The organism is Ensifer sp. R1-3 (genome assembly GCF_056739175.1).
Window position 1 is genome coordinate 990,415 of the sequence record NZ_CP096517.1, and the last position, 14,759, is coordinate 1,005,173.

Genomic DNA, 14,759 nt, shown 5'->3' on the forward strand with positions numbered 1-14,759 from the left:
GTCCTCCTTACGCTTCAAGCGCTGCCAGGATCCGCGGCGGCGACATGGGAATATGCAGCATCCGCACGCCGACCGCATTCGACACGGCATTGGCCACCGCTGCAAGCGGAGGGACGATGGACGTTTCCCCGACGCCCCTAACCCCATAGGGGTGGTTGGGATTCGGAATCTCCAGGATCTGCGTGTCTATCATAGGCAGATCCGAGCACACCGGGATACGGTAGTCGAGGAAGCCCGCATTTTGCAGCCGGCCGTCGTTGCCGTAGATATATTCTTCGTTGAGTGCCCAGCCGATGCCCTGCGCAGCGCCGCCCTGGTACTGTCCTTCGACATAGGTCGGATGCACGGCTTTGCCGGCATCCTGCACCACGGTGTAGCGCAGCACCTTGGTAGCCCCGGTTTCGGGGTCGACCTCGATATCGCAGATATGGGTGGCGAAGGATACGCCGGCGCCGTCGGCGACGATCTCACTGTGCCCCGCAATCGGGCCGCCCGTGGTGCCCGATGCCGCGGCAATCTCCTTCAGAGACAGTTTCGGAAGGTTTCCGTGCGTCTCGCCCTTGGCGACGGCATGGCCCTTTTCCCAGGTCACGTCCTCGACCGGAATGTCCCACATCTGTGCCGCCCGCTCTCGGAGAATCTTGATAGCGTTGCGGGCAGCAGAAATGGTGGCCATCGACGACGAGAACGTTCCTCGGCTGCCATCGGTCATGTCATTGTAGCCGAGACTGGACGTGTCGGCGATCACCGTTCTGACCTGCGAATAGTCGATCCCGAGCTCCTCTGCGGCCACCAGCGACAGCGATGCGCGCGAACCGCCCACATCCACCGTGCCAACCGCGAGCGATACTGTGCCATCCATCCCGATGTTGAGATCGGTACACGTCTGGCCCCCGAAGTTGAACCAGAACCCACATGCCATGCCGCGCCCCTGGTTCCTGCCAAGGGGTGCCTTCATGTGAGGATGGTTCTTCACGGCCTCCAGTGTCGGGCCGATGCCGATCGGGCCGTAGACTGGGCCGTAGGATGCCTTGGTTCCCTCCTGTGCCGCGTTCCGGATCCGGAAATCGATCGGATTCATGTCGACCTTCTTGGCAAGTTCATCGATGGCGCTTTCCACTGCAAACGCCGCCATCGGCGCCGAAGGCGCGCGATATGCCGCGGTCTTCGGCCGGTTCACCAGCACCTCATAGCCGACCGTCCTGACATTCTCGAGCTTGTAGCAGGCGAATGCGGTCATGGCGCCAACCTCCGCCCATGCTCCGGCATAGGGGCCGCAGGAATAGCGCAGCGTCGCATCGGCGGCGATGATCGTTCCGTCCTTCAATGCGCCGATCTTCACGTCGATCGACGTGGCGCTTGTTGGGCCGGAGGCGCGAAACACTTCGTCGCGCGTCATCACCAGCTTGACCGGCCTGCCGGCCTTGCGCGACAGTGCGAGCGCGACAGGCTCGGCCCAGACATGGGTCTTGCCGCCGAAGCCTCCGCCGATTTCCGACGACGTCACGCGCAGCTTGGAGGCATCCATGCCGAGCAGTTGCGCGCAATGCTGGCGATAGACAAAGTGACCCTGGGTGCAAACCCATAGGTCCGCTGTGCCGTCCGAACTGACACTTGCGACGCAGGCGTGAGGTTCGATATAGCCCTGGTGCGTCTGTTCGGTCTTGAATGTCCGTTCGACGACGAAATCGGCCCTTGCCATCCCGGCATCGACGTCGCCATGCCCGAACTGGCTCCGCATTGAGACATTCGAAGGGCGATCCGGCTTGGGATCGACGCCTGTTGTGAAGATCGTATCGTTGATGAGCGGAGCATCCGGCGCGAACGCCTGGTCAACATCGGTAACGTGCGGCAGGAGTTCATACTCGACTTCGATGAGCTTGAGCGCCTGCTTGGCGGTTCGCGCATCGATTGCTGCCACGGCGGCCACGGCGTGGCCGTCGTAGAGCGCCTTCTTGCGCGCCATGCAGTTGTCGAGAATGTCATACATCGCCGCGTCACCATCGGTGAGGTCGGGCAGGTCCGCCGCCGTCAAAACCGCCTTGACGCCAGGAAGTTGCGCGGCCTTCAACGTGTCGATCTTGCGAATGATGGCATGAGCGTGCGGGCTGCGCAAAATCCGTCCGACCAACTGGCCTGGCATGTTGAAGTCCGCGCCGTAGCGCGCGCGGCCCGTCACCTTATCGACTCCATCCGGCCGGATGGGTCGAGTGCCCACGGAGGAGAAGCTGCGTTTCGAGTGGCTGGGATCAAAATTCATAGTCAAGCTCCTCTCATGACGCCTGCTGCGTCCTGAACGGCGCGCACGATCTTGTCGTAGCCGGTGCAACGACAGAGATTTCCGGCAAGGCCGAAGCGTATTTCCTCTTCGGTCGGATCCGGATTCTTCGCCAGCAGATCCTTTGCGGCAATGAGGAAGCCGGGTGTGCAGATGCCACATTGCAAGGCGGCATGCTCGAGAAACTTCTGTTGCAGCGGATGAAGCTGGTCACCCTGAGCCATGCCCTCGACGGTTTCGATGCGCCGGCCTTCCGCCTCTGCCCCAAGCACGAGACAGGAGCAGACCAGCCGATCGTCGAGAATGATGCTGCAGGCGCCGCAGTCGCCCGTTCCGCAGCCTTCCTTCGCTCCCATAAGCCCCAGGCGATCACGCAACACGTCAAGCAGCGTCTCGTCGGCGTGACAGAGAAACTCGGCGTTGTCGCTATTGATGTTCGTTGAAACTGCTATGCCTGCCATCATTCCAGTCCTGCACGCTGATAGGCGGCCAGTGCGACCCGCTTGGCCAGCACTCCCGCGACTTTCCTTCGGAATTCCACAGTGCCTCGCTTGTCGTCTATGGGACGACAGGCGCCTGAACAGGCCGCGGCCAGGCGGTCAAGCGTCTTGTCGTCGACGCGGGAACCAGTGAGGATTTCGGCCGCTTTCTCGACCAGAAGCACCGTCGGCGCCGCCGCGCCAAGCGCGACGCGCGCCGATTGGACGACACCCTGATCATCAAGAGTGAGCTTCACCGCGGCACTGACGACCGCAATATCCATCTCGGTGCGTGGCGTGAACCGTTGATAGGCGTCGCCCGAACGCGGCTGCCGCTTGTCGAGCAGAATGGCCTCGATGATCTCGCCCGGCGCAAGCGACGTCTTGCCCGGCCCCACCGGCACCATTTCGACAGCGATCGTGCGGGAGCCGGCCGGCCCCCTGATCAGAGCCTTTGCACCGGCCGCCAGCAGCGCGGGCACGCTGTCGGCCGCAGGCGATGCGTTGCAGAGATTTCCGACGATGGTGCAACGCCCCTGCACTTGCTTGGAACCGATGAGATTAGCGCCTTCCACCACGCCGGGCCACGCCCGCCGGAGCGCTGCATTCTCGCCGAGGACCGCGCAAGGCACCGCAGCGCCGATGACGAAACCATCCTCGCTTTCAGTTATGTGTCTCAGGGCGTCTATAGCTTTGATGTCGATAATGAGCTCGGGTTCGATGAAGCCCCCCTTCATTCTCACCAGCAGATCACTTCCGCCGGCCAGAACGGCTGCCTTGCCTGACGCTTCCGCCAAGAGACCAACGGCATCTTCTATTGAACTAGGACGAATATAGCGCAAAAGAACCCTCCTCTTTATGCATTGGGGGACACGCTAAACCCGCAGACCCAAGTGTGTCGAGCGATCTTCCGCATCACGCTGTGAACTGCGCTGTTTGGTTGCAAGCCGAGTTCTGCCTTCCAGTCCGATTAGCCGGGTCCCGACGCAGAGTTCAGGGGTCCACTCCAGGTGTCTTAATGTTCTGAACCTGTCCAACGCTAGCCTGCCTGACAGGGTATGGCACTGCGCTGGGCGGCGACTGCCAGCACCAACAGCTGAATAAAATGAAATAGCATCAACGGGAGTATAATAAGGGCTATTTCGGCTGTATCGAAAAGAATGCCGGCCATAGGCAGCGCGGTCGCGTGGCTCTTGGTTCCCGACGGCCCGGAAGTCCAAACTGGGCCTGTTTGATGCCAGGCTGGGCGCGGCCAAGCCGAGATTAGGCCGATCTCCTATCAGCAGATCATCGAGATCGCTCGCCAGGTGGGGCTGGATCAGCTTTGCACCGGTCTTTCCGAGTGGGTCGGCGAAAAAATCACGAGGGTCTCATCGCGGCGCCGTCGCCACCCGCTAGCAGATTGCAGCGGTTTGCTTATCACTCCCTAAATTTCGGATCTTCACAACCCGCCCCTGCACCCGCATCCGGTTCCGGTCGATAGATTATGCGATTTTTTAGCAGGAAAGAGAGTATCCTCGCGATAAGCCGTGCACCGGCCGTGAAATACGGCTCGCTTCGACCCAATGCAGGGTCTCAGAGGCGGGGTCGTGCTTGCCCGCCTTGCGCCCGCAAGGCAATTGTAGCGGTAAGCTCTGCCGTTACCCGAAAGAGTTTGGGACGCCCTTCAGATGATTGTAGGGGCCTTTCTGCAGGTCGCTCTGAAGACGAGCGGTCAGTCCGAAATCGAACGTTGCCGATCACGGGCAAAGAGTGCTGACCGGCGATTGGACATCAAGTACTTAAACGTCGCTTCATCAGCCGCTCGAGTATGAGTGGCAAGACGCCCCCGGCGCGCAGAATCTCCACCTCTGCGTGAGTTTCGATCGCCGCAGTTGCGTCCAATGAGACGAGGGAGCCATCGGCATGCCTGATGCCGACGGCGATCGCTGCACGTGGCGAGATTGATGAAGGGTCGGCTTCGATGATGATCGTGGCATCGGCTGACAGACCCAGCGTTTCCGGCGTCGTGCCGGTAGGCAGCCGAAGCGGAAGCACTCCCATGCCGATCAGGTTCCACCGATGAATCCGCTCAAAACTTGAAGTCAGCACGGCCCGCACACCCAGAAGAGCGACTCCCTTTGCTGCCCAGTCGCGAGAAGAACCCATACCATAGCGCTCGCCGGCCACTATGACGGTGGCGCGCCCTTCTGCTTTATATCTTTGAGCCGCCTCCCAGAGCGACAGAACCTCCCCCGTGCCTGCATGAATGGTGGAACCGGGCGGTATATCTTCTCCAATGAGGTTGCGCACCGTCTTGTTTGTGAACAGCCCTCGGATCATGACCTCCCAGTTTCCGCGCCGTGACGAGAACACGTTCAGATCGATGGGATTTTCGCCTCGCTCGATAAGATGCCGACCTGCATCTCCTGTCGGAGGAATTGCTCCGGCGGGCGAGATATGGTCGGTGGTTATGTCGTCTCCCACGACAAGGATCGGGTGCGCCTCGTAGACGCCTAGTCTCGTGCCGCGGCCGATGTTCGCGAAAGGCGGACGGCGTATGTATGTGGACGTCTCATCCCAAGGAAACAGTGTGGAGGTTGGCGCTGGAAGGTCCTTCCAAGCTTCGCTGGCTTCGGCAGCATCGTAGGACGGAGCGAAGTCGGAGGTGCTCGACGCCAGCGTCATCGCCTCGTCGATCTCGGAAGCCTGGGGCCAGAGCATCTTGAGGGTCACTGGCCGCCCGTCCGCGGATATCCCGATCGGATCGTGTATGATGTCCAGCTCAACGGTACCAGCGAGGGCAAATGCGACGACCATCGGCGGAGACGCAAGGAAACCTGCCTCGAGCTGCGGATGGACGCGTCCGGGAAAATTGCGGTTTCCTGACAGCACCGCCACCGGCAGGATATCTCGCTCCGCAATCGCGCTGACGACAGGCTCAGTAAGTGGGCCCGAGTTCCCGATGCAGGTAGTGCAACCGTATCCTACGATGCCGAAACCGATAGCCTCGAGATCGTCCAGAAGTCCGGCGCGTCTCAAATATCGCTCCGCTGTGGGCGATCCTGGCGCCGTCGAGGTCTTCACCCAGCGGGGCGGCCGCAGGCCGAAGGCGCGCGCCTTGCGGGCAACCAGTCCTGCCGCGATCAGGAGCCTCGGATCGGAAGTGTTCGTGCAACTGGTGATGGCCGCTATGGCGACCGCGCCGTCGTTCGGTTCGCCTTCGACCAATGGCGCGATGGCCTTCCGCTTCATCCCGGCGATAGCGGCACGTGTGTCGCCTATCGCGATCCTGTCCTGCGGGCGTCGAGGACCCGCCAGGCTCGCCTCCACGGTTGCGAGATCAAGCTCTACGGTCGAGGAGTAGCGCGGAGTAGCATTGGGGTCGAACCAGATGCCGACGCGCTTGGCGTAGGCCTCAACGAACGCACAGTGCTCACGTGAGCGCCCCGTGCGCGCAAGATAGCCGATCGACTGACGGTCAATCGGAAAATAGCCGCTGTTGGCGCCGAACTCAGGCGTCATGTTCGCCACCACAGCACGATCGCCCGCCGTAAGGTTTGAAACACCTGGACCGTAGAACTCCACGAACTTGTCTTGAAGATCGCTCTGGCGAAGAAGGTGCGTGACGACGAGCGCCAGATCGGTTGCCAATACCCCCTTCCGGAGAGAGCCCGTCAGGCGGACGCCGACGACGTCCGGCACGCGCAGCGCGACCGGCATTCCGAAGAAGACGCTCTCCGCCTCCAGCCCCCCTACGCCCCATCCAAGCACACCGATGCCATTGATCATCGGCGTGTGGCTGTCCGTCCCGATGAGGGTGTCGGGAACGGCCCACAGCACGCCATCTCGCTCGAGGGCGGTCGCGACCGTAGCGAGGCGTTCGAGATTGAGCGTGTGCATGATTCCGGTACCCGGCGGGTGGACCCGGAAATTCGCGAGCGTGTTCGTCGCCCATTTCATGAAGCTGTAGCGCTCCGCATTGCGCTCGTATTCCCTCCTCACGTTGCGCTCACGCGCCGAGGCGGTTCCAAAGACATCAACAGCGACTGAATGGTCGGTAGAGACGTCAACGGGTACGACCGGGTTCAGGAGAACCGGGTCGCCTCCTGCTTCGGCAAGTGCCGACCTCATACCCGCAATGTCGACGAGGGCCGGCCCGCACGTGGTGTCGTGCATCAAGACACGGTTTGGAAGGAACGGAATCTCGACGTCGCTCCCACCTGTCTCCACCCATTCAAGGAACGCCTGTATCGCCATCTGAGCGTCTTCAGCCGTGCGCAGCACGTTCTCCAGCAGGATGCGGTGGATGTACGGCATACGGTACAAGCGGTCACCTGCTTCTGCGACAAGATCGATGACCTTGTAGCGAGTGCCTTCAAACTCAAATGCTGTGGGCATTCATCACCATCCGCTGCAGGGACCAAGTCCGCGATGTTAAGTGTCTCAATGGTCTGGAGCCGCAGGAACGCTACATAACGTGATTATAAAATGCAATAGTCGGTAAGCGTGCTGGCTCATCCGGAGTGAAGGTGGGATTGCTGCCTATACCTGTGGCGTCTTGATGCGTCCTGCGCCCATGATGTGCGTGTAGAGGTAGGCAGCCGCTTCGTTCCGCCTTCCAGTTTCGATCAGATCAAGGATATGCAGGTGCTCGCTTGTCTGCCTTGGAAGGCGGCTCCGGTCGATGGTGATATGATACTCAATTAGGCGCCGCAGGCGGTTGATGCGCCTGATGGAGTCAAGGAAGAACTCGTTACGCGAACAGGCAACGAGCATCTCGTGGAACTCGTTATTCGCCTTGAAGATCTCCGCCCGGGACCACGTTTCATACCCGCCCTCGAGCAATTGGGTCTGTACCTTTCGCGCGCGTTTCAGCCCCTCCATGTCCACCTCGAAGGTGGGCAGGAGCATGGCCTGCTGCTCGATGACGGCGCGGAAAGCGTAACCATCCTCGTAACTCTTCTTGGACGTCAATGCCTGGCTGAACTCCCAGCCGTTGCCGGGTAGCCGCTCGATCCACCCTTCCTCTGAAATCCGACGCAGGATTCGCAGCAGCCTCGTGCGAGGAAGACCGTAGAGCCGCATCAGCTCGTTCTCGGAGACCCGTTCGCCAAGTTTCCCCGATAGCCGGTCTTCCGCGATACGGAAGTAGACGGCCTCGTCGTCTTGCGATCCATCCATTCGCTGTGGCTGCGAACTCGGCATGCTCCTCGCACCGACCGTGAGAAAATAGCCTCGGTTTGGCTCCGACCTCACGACGCCTTGCGTCTCCAGGAATCTGAGAGCACTCATGATTGGAGCGCGGGAGACGCGGAAGGTATCCGCAAGCATCTGCAACGGCAGATGATCGCCTTCTCGCATGTTGTTCGCCTTCACGAACTCCATGATGCTCCCACTGATTTGCGGCGTCAGACTCTTTCGTGCCATGGACCTGCTCGGGTTTTCTGCCCGCTCTCTATCATCTGCCCCTCCGGATGGACAAGGCGCCGCCCCATCTCAATCCTCGTCCTGCTGGAAGCGCGAGAGCCCTTTGAAAATGAAGGGGGCGACCAATGCCAACGCTGCGATGCCGATCATTATGGCCGAGCTGGTATGCTGGAGCAGGACCATCGGGTCACCCAGACTCATCTGCAGGGACCGCCTGAGGGCGTTGTCTGCGAGAGGACCCAGAATGAGACCGACGACCGCCGGCGCTATCGGATAGTCATACCGTCGCATCAGGAAACCGACGACGCCGAAGCCGCAAAGCAGAAGCAGCTCGACGACCGACGGATTCGCGGCGATGGTTCCCATAGCGGCGAAGACCAGGATGCCTGCGTAGAGCCAGGGCAATGGAATGGCGAGCAGCCGAACCCACAGGCCGACCAACGGGAGGTTCAGGACGAGCAACATCACGTTCGCGATGAAGAGACTTGCAACCAGTCCCCACACGAGGTCCGCATGCTGGGCAAAGAGCAGCGGGCCCGGCTGGATGTTGTACTGCTGGAATCCAGCAAGCATGACCGCGGCCGTCGCCGACGTCGGCAAGCCCAAGGTCAGAAGGGGAACGAGGGTCCCTGCCGCAGAAGCGTTGTTCGCCGCTTCCGGTCCGGCCACACCTTCGATCGCGCCTGAACCGAACTCCTCAGGCTTCTTGGACAGATTCCGCTCGATGTTATAGCTGAGGAAGGTCGGGATCTCGGCGCCGCCCGCGGGCAAGGCGCCGATCGGGAAGCCGAGGAAGGTGCCTCGCAGCCACGGCTTCCAGGACCGGCCCCAGTCCTCCTTCGTCATCCAGATCGAACCTTTCACGGGAATCGGCTTCTCCGGCTTGTAGAGGTGGCGCGACGCCACGAAGAGCGCTTCGCCTACCGCGAATAGACCCACCGCAAGCGTCGTCACCTCTATCCCGTCGAGAAGCTCGGGCACGCCGAAGGTAAGACGGGCCTGTCCGGTTAGCTGATCGATGCCCATGAGACCGAGCCACAGGCCGAAGGCCAAGCTGGTCAGCCCGCGCAAAGGCGACGAGCCGAAAGTGGCGGACACCGTAACAAACGCGATCAGCATCAGGCCGAAGTAATCCCACGGTGCAAAGCGGACCGCCACCCTGACGAGGAGAGGAGCCAGCAGCGCCAATCCGACTGTGGCGATTAGAGCCGCTACGAAGGACCCTATTGCCGCAGTTGCGAGAGCTGGGCCTCCGCGGCCTGCTCTTGCCATCTTGTTTCCTTCAAGAGCGGTGACGACCGAGGCGCTTTCTCCTGGGGTATTCAGAAGGATCGCCGTGGTCGAGCCGCCGTACATGCCACCGTAGTAGATCCCGGCGAACATTATGATCGAACCTCCCGGATCGAGCTTGAAGGTCACGGGCAGCAGCAGCGCGACCGTCAAGGCTGGTCCGATGCCAGGAAGAACGCCCACGGCCGTGCCGATGAAGACGCCGACTGCTGCAAACAACAGGTTCGCGGGCTCGATCGCCGTCGCGAATCCCTGGAAGAGATAGATTAGGGAGTCCATGGGAAGCCTTATAACAGGCGCTCAAGCGGTCCCATGGGAAGGGCCAGCGTCAGGAGCTTGTTGAAAAAGAGAAACACGACGACGCCGATCCCCAATCCGAGACAGATGTCGAACGGAAGCGCGGCTCGCCCGAAGGCTCGCGCCGTGAATGCGAAAAGGAGCGTCGACCCGAGGATGAAGCCGCCGCCAAGCCAGATCGTGGCCACGAGCCCCGTAAGAGCGATTGCGATAAAGCCAACGGCCTTCCAGTCGGCCGTTTCGGCCTCGTAGTTGGAAGGCTTGAAGGCGCTGACGAGGTGCCCGATTGCGAGAAGCGCGAAGAGCACGGCCACGAAATAGGAAGTGGTGTTCGCCCCCATGCCGTATCCTGCCCGCACGACCATGCGGCTGGCATCCCAGTAGGTGACCGCCGCGATCGCAAAGAGAACGACGCCGACAACTGCCGATCGACGGTCTGGCACGCGAAAAGGATTGCTTGTCATGAATGCCTCCAAGACCGGAATGCGGAGAACCACGCCCCGGTCCGATAGGGTTGCTTAGTTCGCGAGGCCGACCGACTTCAGAATGCCGCGGACGCGTTCCGTCTCTGAACCGATGAAGGTCTTGAACTCCTCGGCCGGTGCATAATAGTCGGTCCAGCCACGAGCCTTCAGGACAGCCTGCCACTCGGGTGACTTCACTGTCTTATCGACTGCCGTCTTCAATGCCTCCAGGTCGTCTCCTTCGACGCCGGGACCGGCAAACACGCCGCGCCAGTTGACGAGCTCGATGTCGAGCCCCTGCGCCTTCAGTGGCTTTGCCTCGATACCTTCGATCGGATCGGGATAGGAAATTGCGAGAGCGCGCAGATCGCCGGACTCAATCTGGCCCTGCCACTCGCCATAGCCGGAAACGCCAGCAGTCGCCTGACCGCCTAGCATAGCCGCAAGAGCCTCACCGCCGCCCGAATAAGCCACATAGTTGATCTTGCTCGGATCCTCTCCGGAGGCCTGGGTCACAAGTGCTGCCAGGATGTGGTCTGCACCGCCAGCCGACCCGCCAACCCAGATCGTCTTGGCGACGTCCTCCTTGATGGTAGCTTGAAGGTCCGCGATCGTCCGGATCGGCGAATCCTTCGGCACGACGATCACCAGCGGATCTCCCGTCAACCGGGCAATCGGCGTCACCTGCGTAAGATCGACCGGAGAGTTGTTCGAAATGCTCGCACCGACCAGCGTGATGCCCGCCACGAGCAACTGGTCTGAACTACCTTTGGCTGCACCAACGAACTGGGCGAGACCAACGGTGCCGCCGGCACCGGGGACGTTCACGACCTGCACGCTCTTCGCGTTGCCAGTCGCCGTCATCACTTCCTGCAGCGATCGCGAGGCCGAATCCCATCCGCCGCCCGCGCCCGCCGGCGCAGTGACTGTAAGTTCAAGTTCTTGAGCGCCGACAACCGTTGCCGACGCGAACGAAGCTGTGAGCGCTGCGGCCGCAAGGCCAAATCCTAGTATCTTTCGCACGAAGTTCCTCCTCATTGCGGCTAGCCCTCCCGAGGGCGACGCGAGGGACATTGCATTATATAATTATAAAAGTAAATAGTTGTCCCGCCTTGAAGCGAACGCTTTGGCCGACGGAGCGCCGCTTTGCGTCAGATCGACTGTAGGTGGAGTTGCCCAGGACTGCCGCGAGGCGCCGTTTAAGTTTGCGGACCGGAGGTCAAATGGAGCACGACGAGAGCGAAGGCCGGCAAACAGGTCGGTTGCAGGACGGCAGCCATGCGTGCAATGCAGCTAAAGAAGAGATTCCCCTTCTGGCGCGGAACCGACTTTCATCCCTCGCCTTGAACGGAATCGAGACGTAGACCCGCAAATACAATGGTCCGGGTGCCCTTGCCTTGAAGGGTTCGAACTGAGGCTATGATCCGCGACCAGATTAAATAAGCGATCTCACTAATTAACGAAAATGAGATTTTGTTTATTAACCGGGCATGCTAATTAAAGCCGACACACTTAGCCAAACTGGAAAGTGCATGAGGGACGACGAGGTCAGGCAACAATTTTGGGTTCAACGCGTATTCAGATTCTTCGATCCGGACGGAACGGTCATTGCGTGGGCAAAAAAGTCTCTAGTGTTCTGACTCCTTCCCCGCACAAGGAAACCGCCGGATGCCACCACTTGAGGTTTTGCTCGCATTTGCCGTCACCACGGCGGTGTTCGCATTCATTCCGGGGCCAGCAATGCTGTATGCAGCAGCCCGCACCATGGCGGGCGGCCGACATGCTGGATTGATGGCAGTGCTGGGCATCCACCTTGGTGCTTACGTGCATATCATCGCAGCCGCAGCAGGGTTGTCTGCACTCTTCCATGCCGTACCGGTGGCATACACACTCATAAAGCTGGCAGGCGCACTCTATTTGATTTGGCTCGGTATCTCGATGTTCCGAAGGAGGGATTCCAGCTCTGACGGTGTGTCGGCTGCGTCACCGAAGTCCGCAAGAAAGGCATTCGGGGAAAGCGTCACCGTTGAAGTGTTGAATCCCAAAACCGCAATCTTCTTTATGGCGTTTCTTCCGCAGTTCGTTGACGTCAATGCAAGTCTTCCACTCTGGGCGCAGCTCGCTGTACTCGGAGCGATCGTCAACGCTATTTTCACGTTTGCAGATATCGTTTGCGTATTGCTTGCCGGGTTCATCATGAAGAAGCTGAAGGGTTCCAGCGCGGCCCAGAAGCTTGTCCAACGAACGGGTGGCACTATCCTTGTAGGGCTAGGTTTGCACGTTGCTTTGCAGCGCACCTGACCAACCCCGGAGGTACGCTTCGGGCGATTGCGCGTTTCTCCGCCTTGTCTCAGGCCGGACATGTCGTCCCGTTGCCTTCCATGAGGCTTTGCGTAATCTCCAAGTTGCGTTGATACTCTTCAGAATCGGCAGCGAATCCGTATGTATATTCGACCAGCAGTCTTCGGGGACAAGGAGGCGATCGTTCACCTTTGGCATCAGAGATGGCATGACGCTCATGCCGAACTGGTTCCTCCAGAGGTTCTGCCATACCGAACGCAGAGCCATTTCCTCATCTGGTCGAAGGAAGCGCCGGATACTTTATACGTTGCTCGATCGGGCGAGAACCTGCTTGGTTTCGTTTCTTTGCAGGGGATCGAGGTCGTCAAGCTCTACGTCGCCGTAGGCTCTCGGGGCACTGGCGTGGCGTCTGGCCTGTTAAGCTTCGCAGAGAGGACTTTGCGGGAAAATGGGGTACTTGAGGCGGTACTTCTTTGTACAGCCGGCAACGCCCGAGCTGAACGCTTTTACCGACGACAAGGTTGGAGCCTCTTTGACACATTCGACGATGCGCTCTGGGCACCGACTGGCATCAATCATAAGTTCGTCGTTTCCACTCACCGCTATCGGAAAAAATTGAGCGAGTAGTTTTGTCTGCTTCGGGCCCGAAAGCTGCCAAGTTCCTTCGGCAGCGTCGCGCCACATCGACATTGCGGCATTGCGGATGAAGGCATTGTCTTCGTACGGTCGTACGGCAACCAAGAGGAACATGATGATTGTCGTCGTCGAAGGCATCAACGCGGCTGGCAAGACTACCTGGTGCAGATCTCACGGCCAGTCCTACCTGATCCCCGAGACCGGAAACGCTGAGACGGTCGGGTCACACTGGACAAGTATCCGTTCCCGACGCTCCTGGGCGTTCAGATTATGGATAGTAGCGCGAACTCTCCACTCGAAGACCATAGCGGGCAGCCCGTATGTCTCCTATCCCTCGCCTTGAACGGAATCGGACTGCAGACCAGGGATTTCAACAAAGCCGGGGTTTGAGTCGGCTCTAAGAGCTTCGGGTATTTTCGTTTATTTCGTTTATTGCGTCTGCTTCGAATACAGGGTAGAAAAGAGTTCCAAATGGAGGGCTATCAAAATGACAGTTCCAGCAGCAGCCCAGGAACTGGGCGGGCGCCTGCCGTCAGCCTCCGAAAAAGCTGCCGCGAACCACCTGCGGAAGATACTGGCGGCTCATGCTACCGGCGACGCAAAATTGCGCGTGCTCGACGATGAGACGCAGCAGCCAACGGAGATTACCCTTACCCCAGCGCTGTCCAGTCTCCTAATGGAGCTGTTGCGTCATATCGGCAAGGGTGACGCGGTGACGCTCGTTCCCGTCAGCAAGATGCTGACGACGCAACAAGCGGCGGATATTCTCAATGTATCGCGGCCATTCCTGGTTTCCCTCCTCGATAAGGGCGAGATCGAGTACTCGCTTGTTGGTCGACATCGAAGGATTCAGGCCGATCATCTGTTCAAATACAAGAAGGAACGCGACGAGAAGCGGAGTAAGGCCCTTGCAGATCTTGCCGAGTTGGACGCGGAGCATCTGTAAGCTTGTTCGCTAATCGATTCACCGCCTTCGTCGACGCCTGCACACTCGCAAGTGCACTAAAGCGAAACCTGCTGCTGACCCTTGCGAAGCGGAATTCTTTCGACTCCGCTGGTCCGCAACTATTCTTGATGAGACCCAGAAGGCCATCGAGAAGATCTTGGCCAATAAGGACGTCGCCGACGCCACCGTACGTGCATCGCGCGCAAGAGCAAGCATGGAGGCTGCATTCGAGGAAGCGATGGTCGTTGATTTTGATCAGTTTCTCTCCGCTTGCGAGGGTCTCCCCGACGAAAACGACGCGCATGTAGTTGCAGCTGCTCTGAAGACGCAGGCCGCTGTAATTGTGACCGATAATCTGAGAGACTTCCCCGAGGAGTTGCTCCGCCGGTCGAACCTTGAAGCGAGGTCGGCCGATGCCTTTATCGCTGATACAATTGCCTTGGACACCGGTAGAGCGGTGGCAGCGGTTAGGCGCATGAGAGAGCGCTTCAGAAAGCCGGAAAAAAACCGCCGATATCCTTCTTTTGGATATGGAGGCAAACGGCCTTACGGAAACCGTGGACGTCCTAAAGCCCCACATTCTCTCGCTCTAGGTTCGAAGGAGGCCACCTACCCTCCCTGGAGCGCCGCAACTCCATAGCCGTGTTCCCGGTGATACA

Annotated in this window: 13 protein-coding genes; 4 read left to right on the forward strand and 9 right to left on the reverse strand. The window is 59.8% G+C overall.

Going from position 1 to position 14,759, the window contains the following annotated elements; translation table 11 throughout:
- Positions 1–7 precede the first annotated feature (7 nt).
- The 9 genes from M1D43_RS29725 to M1D43_RS29765 form a co-directional block, all read right to left on the reverse strand.
- The gene (locus M1D43_RS29725; protein ID WP_102903850.1) at positions 8–2,260 is read right to left on the reverse strand and encodes a xanthine dehydrogenase family protein molybdopterin-binding subunit; all 2,253 of its coding nucleotides are present in this window, start codon (positions 2,258–2,260) and stop codon (positions 8–10) included.
- Between the two features lie 2 nt (positions 2,261–2,262).
- The gene (locus tag M1D43_RS29730; protein WP_026030725.1) at positions 2,263–2,739 is read right to left on the reverse strand and encodes a (2Fe-2S)-binding protein; all 477 of its coding nucleotides are present in this window, start codon (positions 2,737–2,739) and stop codon (positions 2,263–2,265) included.
- Positions 2,739–3,599 carry an FAD binding domain-containing protein gene (locus M1D43_RS29735; protein WP_127668133.1) on the reverse strand — a complete coding sequence of 287 codons (861 nt, stop codon included), beginning with the start codon at positions 3,597–3,599 and terminating at the stop codon, positions 2,739–2,741. Before M1D43_RS29735 ends, M1D43_RS29730 begins: the two co-directional genes overlap by 1 nt.
- Before the next feature lie 197 nt (positions 3,600–3,796).
- Positions 3,797–3,928, reverse strand: a complete 132-nt coding sequence (locus tag M1D43_RS29740; RefSeq protein ID WP_088195778.1) for a cytochrome oxidase — start codon at positions 3,926–3,928, stop codon at positions 3,797–3,799.
- A gap of 602 nt (positions 3,929–4,530) precedes the next feature.
- On the reverse strand, positions 4,531–7,137 hold the full coding sequence (acnA, locus tag M1D43_RS29745) for an aconitate hydratase AcnA (protein WP_127665397.1): 2,607 nt from the start codon (positions 7,135–7,137) through the stop codon (positions 4,531–4,533).
- Between the two features lie 144 nt (positions 7,138–7,281).
- A complete protein-coding gene (locus M1D43_RS29750; RefSeq protein ID WP_015241976.1) occupies positions 7,282–8,166 on the reverse strand; it encodes a GntR family transcriptional regulator in 885 nt (294 codons plus the stop codon).
- Positions 8,167–8,235: 69 nt separating this feature from the next.
- Positions 8,236–9,735 carry a tripartite tricarboxylate transporter permease gene (locus M1D43_RS29755; protein ID WP_127662794.1) on the reverse strand — a complete coding sequence of 500 codons (1,500 nt, stop codon included), beginning with the start codon at positions 9,733–9,735 and terminating at the stop codon, positions 8,236–8,238.
- A gap of 8 nt (positions 9,736–9,743) precedes the next feature.
- The gene (locus M1D43_RS29760; protein WP_015241974.1) at positions 9,744–10,217 is read right to left on the reverse strand and encodes a tripartite tricarboxylate transporter TctB family protein; all 474 of its coding nucleotides are present in this window, start codon (positions 10,215–10,217) and stop codon (positions 9,744–9,746) included.
- A gap of 54 nt (positions 10,218–10,271) precedes the next feature.
- Positions 10,272–11,255: a Bug family tripartite tricarboxylate transporter substrate binding protein gene (locus M1D43_RS29765; RefSeq protein WP_127668135.1), complete on the reverse strand. Its 984-nt coding sequence runs from the start codon at positions 11,253–11,255 to the stop codon at positions 10,272–10,274.
- A gap of 630 nt (positions 11,256–11,885) precedes the next feature.
- Between M1D43_RS29765 and M1D43_RS29770 the strand changes: the two genes are divergently transcribed.
- The 4 genes from M1D43_RS29770 to M1D43_RS29785 all read left to right on the forward strand — a co-directional run bounded on the left by M1D43_RS29770 (position 11,886) and on the right by M1D43_RS29785 (position 14,740).
- Complete coding sequence (locus tag M1D43_RS29770; protein ID WP_153320645.1) at positions 11,886–12,518, forward strand: LysE family translocator; 633 nt, start codon at positions 11,886–11,888, stop codon at positions 12,516–12,518.
- Positions 12,519–12,659: 141 nt separating this feature from the next.
- Entirely contained in the window at positions 12,660–13,145 is a 486-nt protein-coding gene (locus M1D43_RS29775; protein ID WP_153320644.1) for a GNAT family N-acetyltransferase, read from the forward strand.
- 496 nt (positions 13,146–13,641) lie between these two features.
- Positions 13,642–14,100 carry a helix-turn-helix domain-containing protein gene (locus M1D43_RS29780; protein ID WP_153320643.1) on the forward strand — a complete coding sequence of 153 codons (459 nt, stop codon included), beginning with the start codon at positions 13,642–13,644 and terminating at the stop codon, positions 14,098–14,100.
- A gap of 37 nt (positions 14,101–14,137) precedes the next feature.
- Positions 14,138–14,740 carry a PIN domain-containing protein gene (locus tag M1D43_RS29785; RefSeq protein ID WP_234891418.1) on the forward strand — a complete coding sequence of 201 codons (603 nt, stop codon included), beginning with the start codon at positions 14,138–14,140 and terminating at the stop codon, positions 14,738–14,740.
- Positions 14,741–14,759: the final 19 nt, after the last annotated feature.